This is a genomic window from Neisseria sp. HMSC070A01 (assembly GCF_001810165.1).
In the GTDB taxonomy this organism is placed as follows: Bacteria; Pseudomonadota; Gammaproteobacteria; order Burkholderiales; family Neisseriaceae; genus Neisseria.
The window spans coordinates 43,337-49,336 of sequence record NZ_KV800126.1 but is presented as its reverse complement, the minus strand read 5'-3'; the positions used below and the strand labels follow the sequence as shown (position 1 = coordinate 49,336).

Sequence of the window (6,000 nt, the reverse complement as noted above, 5' to 3'; positions counted from 1 at the left end):
GGCCGTCTGAAAAGTTTCAGACGGCCTTAATGTCTATCAACCGTGCAAAGCGCGTTTGTCGGCCGCCAGGGCAGCTTCGTGAACCACTTCGGATAAGGTTGGGTGGGCATGGATAATGCGGGCGATGTCTTCGCTGCTGGCGAAGAATTCGAGCGCAGTCACGCCTTCGGTAACCAATTCGCTGACAACCGGGCCAATCATATGTACGCCCAAGATACGGTCGGTTTTGGCATCTGCCAATACTTTAACCGTACCTTTGGCTTTGCCCATGGCCAATGCGCGACCGTTTGCGCCGAAACCCGAAGTACCTTTTTTGTACTCCACGCCTTCGGCTTTGAGCTGCTCTTCGGTTTTACCCACCCAAGCGATTTCAGGGTCGGTGTAAATCACGAACGGTACGTTGTTGAAGTCGATATGCGGTTTTTGACCGGCAATGCGCTCTGCAACGGCTACGCCTTCGTCGCTGGCTTTGTGTGCCAACATCGGGCCGCGGACCACGTCACCGATTGCCCATACATTAGGCAGGTTGGTACGGCATTCGCCGTCCACTTTGATAAAGCCGCGTTCGTCTTTTTCCAAGCCGACGGCTTCTGCGTTCAGGCCTTTGGTGTTTGGAATACGGCCGATGGCAACGATCAGTTTGTCGAATACTTCGGTTTTGGCTTCGCCGGCAGCAGTTTCGTAAGCAACGGAAACGCCTTTGCCTTCAGATTTGATGTCGCCGATTTTCACGCCCAATTCGATGTTCAAACCTTGCTCTTTGGTGAAGTATTTGAAGGCTTCTTTGGCGATTTGTTGGTCGGCGGCAGCCAAGAAGGTCGGCGCGGCTTCAAGAATGGTAACTTCTGCACCTACGCGGTTCCATACGGAACCCATTTCCAAACCAATCACGCCGGAACCGATCACGCCGAGTTTGGCAGGCACTTCGGTCAGGTTCAATGCGCCTTCGTTGTCCAATACGTTTACATTGTCGATAGCGACTTGTGGCAGCGGACGCGGTACGGAACCGGTGGCTACGATGACGTGTTTGGCTTCGATAACGGTTTTCTCGCCTTTGTTATCGACTTCGATTTGGTAAGCATCGCCATTTTTACCGGCAAAGGAAGCAGTACCGAACAGGCTGGTTACTTTGTTTTTTTGGAACAGGAATTTCACGCCGCCGGTCAGTTTGGTCACGATGGCATCTTTGCGCTCAATCATTTTGGCCGCGTCGAATTTTACGTCGCCGACAGTGATACCGTGTTCGGCAAACTCGTGTTGCGCTGCGTGGAAATGTTCGCTGGATTGCAACAGGGCTTTAGAAGGGATACAGCCTACGTTCAAGCAAGTACCGCCCAAGGCAGGGGCATCGCCAGCTTTGTTGACGCCTGCATCGACGCAAGCGGTTTTGAAACCCAGTTGCGCGGCACGGATGGCGGCAACGTATCCGCCCGGGCCTGCACCAATCACTACTACATCATATTGAGACATCGTGTCATCCTTTGCTTTTGGCAGTATCTCAAAATAAAAACGATACTTTTTGTTTCTTTTTTATTTTGAATGACTGCGTTTTGATGGTTTTAAGAAAAGGCCGTCTGAAAGTCCATATCTGTCGATTCATTCGAATCAAATGTTTCAGACGGCCTCAATCGTTCGTTGAGCCTATTGTAGCACGATACTACATTACGCTACATCTAAATAAAAATTCAGACGGCCTTTTCATTAATAAATAAAAGGCCGTCTGAAACGATTACAGATCCAACAACAGGCGGGCTGGGTCTTCCAATGCGTCTTTAATGGCTACCAAAGTCAATACAGCTTCGCGGCCGTCGATGATACGGTGGTCGTAAGACAGAGCCAGATACATCATTGGACGGACAACAACTTGGCCGTTTTCAACCACAGCGCGCTCTTTAGTAGCGTGCATACCCAAAATCGCAGATTGAGGCGGGTTGATGATCGGGGTAGACATCATAGAACCGAAAGTACCGCCGTTGGTAATACTGAATGTACCGCCGGTCAAATCTTCGATAGCGATTTTGCCGTCTTTGGCTTTTTTCGCATAATCAACAATTGCTTGTTCAATGTCGGCAATGCTCATTTGGTCGGCATCGCGCAAGATAGGTACAACCAAACCGCGTGGGCTGCCAATCGCGATACCGATGTCGAAGTAGCCGTGGTACACGATGTCTTTGCCGTCAACAGAAGCATTCACAACCGGATATTTTTTCAGGGCGGCAACAGCGGCTTTAACGAAGAAGGACATAAAGCCCAGTTTTACGCCGTGCTCTTTCTCGAATTTTTCTTTGTACTTCGCACGCAAGTCCATGATTGGTTTCATGTTGACTTCGTTGAATGTGGTCAGAATGGCGTTTTCTTGTTGAGAAGCCAAGAGGCGTTCTGCAACACGGGCACGCAGGCGGCTCATCGGTACGCGTTCTTCAGGACGTGCGCCGGCAGGAAGTGCAACAGCAGGAGCAGCGGCTGCGGCAGGTTTGGCAGCGGCATTTTGTACGTCTTCTTTCAATACGCGACCGTCACGGCCGGAGCCTTGCAATGCGTTCACGTCAACACCGGTCTCGGCAGCCAGTTTGGCAGCGGCAGGCATAGCGGCGTTGTTTTGTGCGGCTGCTGGAGCGGCTGCTGGGGCAGCTTCTGCAGGCGCGGCGGCTGGGGCTTCAGCAGCGGCAGTGGCAGCTGTATCGATGCGTGCCAAAACTTGGTCGGCAACAACGGTTTCACCGTCTTGCGCTACGATTTCAACCAATACACCAGCTTGTGGAGAAGGTACTTCCAAAACCACTTTGTCAGTTTCGATATCGATCAGGATTTCGTCACGGGCAACTGCTTCGCCAACTTTTTTCTTCCATTCCAAGAGCGTGCCTTCAGATACGCTTTCAGACAGCATAGGTACTTTTACATCAATAATCATTTTGTGTCTCCAATGGCCCTTTCAGACGGCCTGTTGTGTGTTTTTAATTCTGCATATGGGCATTCCGCCTGAACAATTTCAAACGGAATGCCGCTAGGCTTACAACGCCAAAGCGTCTTCAACCAATTGTTTCAATTGAGCAATGTGTTTGCTTGAGTAGCCCACTGCAGGCGATGCGCTGCTTGGACGACCGGCATAAGACAGTTTTTGCTCTTCGCTGATAACGCCTTCGATGCGGTGGCGGATTTGGTAGAACGCGCCTTGGTTTTTCGGCTCTTCTTGCACCCAAACCACAGATTTTGCGTTCGGATATTTCGCCAGTTCAGCTTTAACCTCTTCATATGGGAACGGATACAGCTGCTCAACGCGGACGATAGCAACATCATCTTCCAGTTTACGCTCGGCACGGCCAGCTTCCAAGTCATAGTAAACCTGACCGGCACACAAGACTACGCGTTTCACGCTGTCGTTGCTTGCGCGTTCGGCGGTATCGCCGATAACCGGACGGAAAGTCGAACCTTCGGTAAAGTTTTCCAGCGGGCTCATTGCACCTTTGAAGCGCAACAGGCGTTTGGACATGAAAATCACCAACGGTTTGCGGTATGAACCCAAAACTTGGCGTTGCAAGAGGTGGAACATTTGCGACGCTTCAGACGGCATGATGACTTGCATATTATTCTCAGAACACAGTTGCAACCAACGTTCTACGCGTGCAGAAGAGTGCTCGGGGCCTTGACCGTCGTAACCGTGCGGCAGGATGGTGGTCAGGCCGCACAAACGACCCCATTTGGTTTCGCCTGAAGACAGGAATTGGTCGATAGTTACTTGCGCGCCGTTGGCGAAGTCACCGAATTGAGCCTCCCAAATGGTCAGCTTGTCAGGAGCGGAGCAGGCAAAGCCGTACTCGAACGCCATCACAGCTTCTTCGTTCAAGATAGAGTCGATAACCAAGAACTCGCCCAAGCCTTCGCCCATGTTGCGCAGAGGAACATAAGTACCGTCGTCCCATTTTTCGCGTTTTTGATCGTGCAATACTGCATGACGGTGTGAGAATGTACCGCGGCCGGAGTCCTCACCGGAGATACGCACGCCATGACCTTTGGTCAGCAGGCTTGCGTATGCGAGGGTTTCGGCCATACCCCAGTCAATAGGCTGTTTGCCGGATGCCATGGCTTTACGCGCTTCGATCACACGTTTTGCTGTCGGATGCAGGGCAAAGCCTTCCGGTACAGCGGTGAATTTCTCGGTAAGACGCTCGATGTCGGCGGCAGGCAAACCGGTTTCGATTTTTTCGCGCCAATCTTTGCCTTGGTATTTGCTCCAGTCGATTTGTGTGCGTTGGAAGTTGCTCAGCGTTGTTTGTTCAACATGTTCGCCTTTGTCCAAAGCATCACGGTAGGCTTGGATGTAACCGTCAGCCTCAGCTTGGGTGACCACGCCTTCGGCAATCAGTTGTTCGGTGTACAAAGCACGCGCACCAGGGTGTTGCGATACTTTTTTGTACATCATCGGTTGGGTCAGGGTCGGATCATCGCCCTCGTTGTGGCCCCATTTACGGTAGCAGACAACGTCGATCACGATGTCTTTATGGAATTTTTTGCGGTAATCCAAAGCGGCTTGAATGGCAAAGCAAACACGTTCAGGATCATCGCCGTTCACGTGGATAACCGGAGCGGAAACCATTTTCGCAATATCGGTACAGTGTACGGTAGAACGGGTATCGCGGGTATCGGAAGTAGTAAAGCCGATTTGGTTGTTGATCACGATGTGAACGGTACCGCCGGTGGTATAACCGCGTGTTTTAGACAGGTTGAATGTTGCTTGGTTAACACCCAAACCGATAAATGCGGAGTCACCGTGAATCAATACCGGCAAGACTTTATCGCGGCCGTTTTCGCCCAAACGTTTTTGTTTGGCGCGCGCAGAACCTTCCACTACCGGGTTAACAATTTCCAAGTGTGACGGGTTGAACGCCAAAGAAACATGCATCGGGCCATGCGGAGTGGCGATATCGGAGCTGAAGCCCATATGGTATTTCACGTCGCCGCTAGGCAATTTGATTTCGGCACGGCCTTCAAACTCAGCGAACAGATCAGCCGGTTTTTTGCCCAAAATGTTAACCAAAACATTCAGACGGCCACGGTGTGCCATACCGATGATGACTTCTTCCACGCCGTCTTTACCGGCGTTTTGAATCAAATAATTCAAACCGGCAATCGCGCTTTCACCGCCTTCGACACCGAAACGTTTTTGACCGACATATTTGGTATGCAGATAACGCTCCAAAGTCTCAGCAGCGGTCATTTCTTTCAAGATACGGCGTTTTTGATCGGCATTGTAATGCGGTGTGGACAATACGCTTTCAAAATAATTGCGCACCCAACGACGCTCTTCAGTATTGGGAATATAGATATATTCCAATGCGATGTGGCCGCAGTAGGTTTGTTTCAGATTACTGATGATTTGGGAAAGGGGCAATTTGCCTTGACCGGAAAAGTCGCCCTCGCCCATATTGAATTGAAGCGCCATGTCGGCATCAGACAGACCGTGGAATTTAGGGTCGAGTGCTTCGATGTTTTGAGGGGGAATACGTTTGAGCGGATCAAGTTGGGCCGCACCCACGCCTTGAATACGATAGGCAGAAATCAGTCGCAAAACGCTGACTTGCTTTTTCATCATTGCCTCATCCACACCGCCTGCAACAGCAGATGCAATTTTCTTTTTAGCCAAAGTGGCAAATGATTCACGAATCGGTGTGTGGGCAACATCGACAGCGACTGCGCCCGGCTGTTTACTCAAATCTGTAAAGTACTGTTTCCATTTTTCATCGACAGATTCCGGGTTTTCCAGAAACTTTTCATACAACTCCTCGATGTATGGCGCATTAGAACCAAACAGATAAGAGAAATTGAGTTTTTCGTCCATCATGGCGTGAGCTCTTTTCTTTAAAATATAAACAAAGGGTAGAATCCCGTGTTCTCCGAACGGAATTCAGGCCGTCTGAAATGACACTTTATTCTACCCTATTTTAAATCAAATTACCTGTTATCAACTTAATTAATTACGGGTCAACCTCATTGAAAACAACA

General features: G+C 50.2%; 3 protein-coding genes. All 3 read right to left on the bottom strand.

Annotated elements, in window-relative coordinates:
* Positions 1–36 precede the first annotated feature (36 nt).
* Positions 37–1,470: a dihydrolipoyl dehydrogenase gene (gene lpdA, locus HMPREF2711_RS08790; protein WP_003745605.1), complete on the bottom strand. Its 1,434-nt coding sequence runs from the start codon at positions 1,468–1,470 to the stop codon at positions 37–39.
* 259 nt (positions 1,471–1,729) lie between these two features.
* Positions 1,730–2,911, bottom strand: a complete 1,182-nt coding sequence (odhB, locus tag HMPREF2711_RS08785) for a 2-oxoglutarate dehydrogenase complex dihydrolipoyllysine-residue succinyltransferase (RefSeq protein ID WP_002217383.1) — start codon at positions 2,909–2,911, stop codon at positions 1,730–1,732.
* Positions 2,912–3,010: 99 nt separating this feature from the next.
* On the bottom strand, positions 3,011–5,839 hold the full coding sequence (locus HMPREF2711_RS08780; protein WP_003745601.1) for a 2-oxoglutarate dehydrogenase E1 component: 2,829 nt from the start codon (positions 5,837–5,839) through the stop codon (positions 3,011–3,013).
* Positions 5,840–6,000 lie beyond the last annotated feature (161 nt).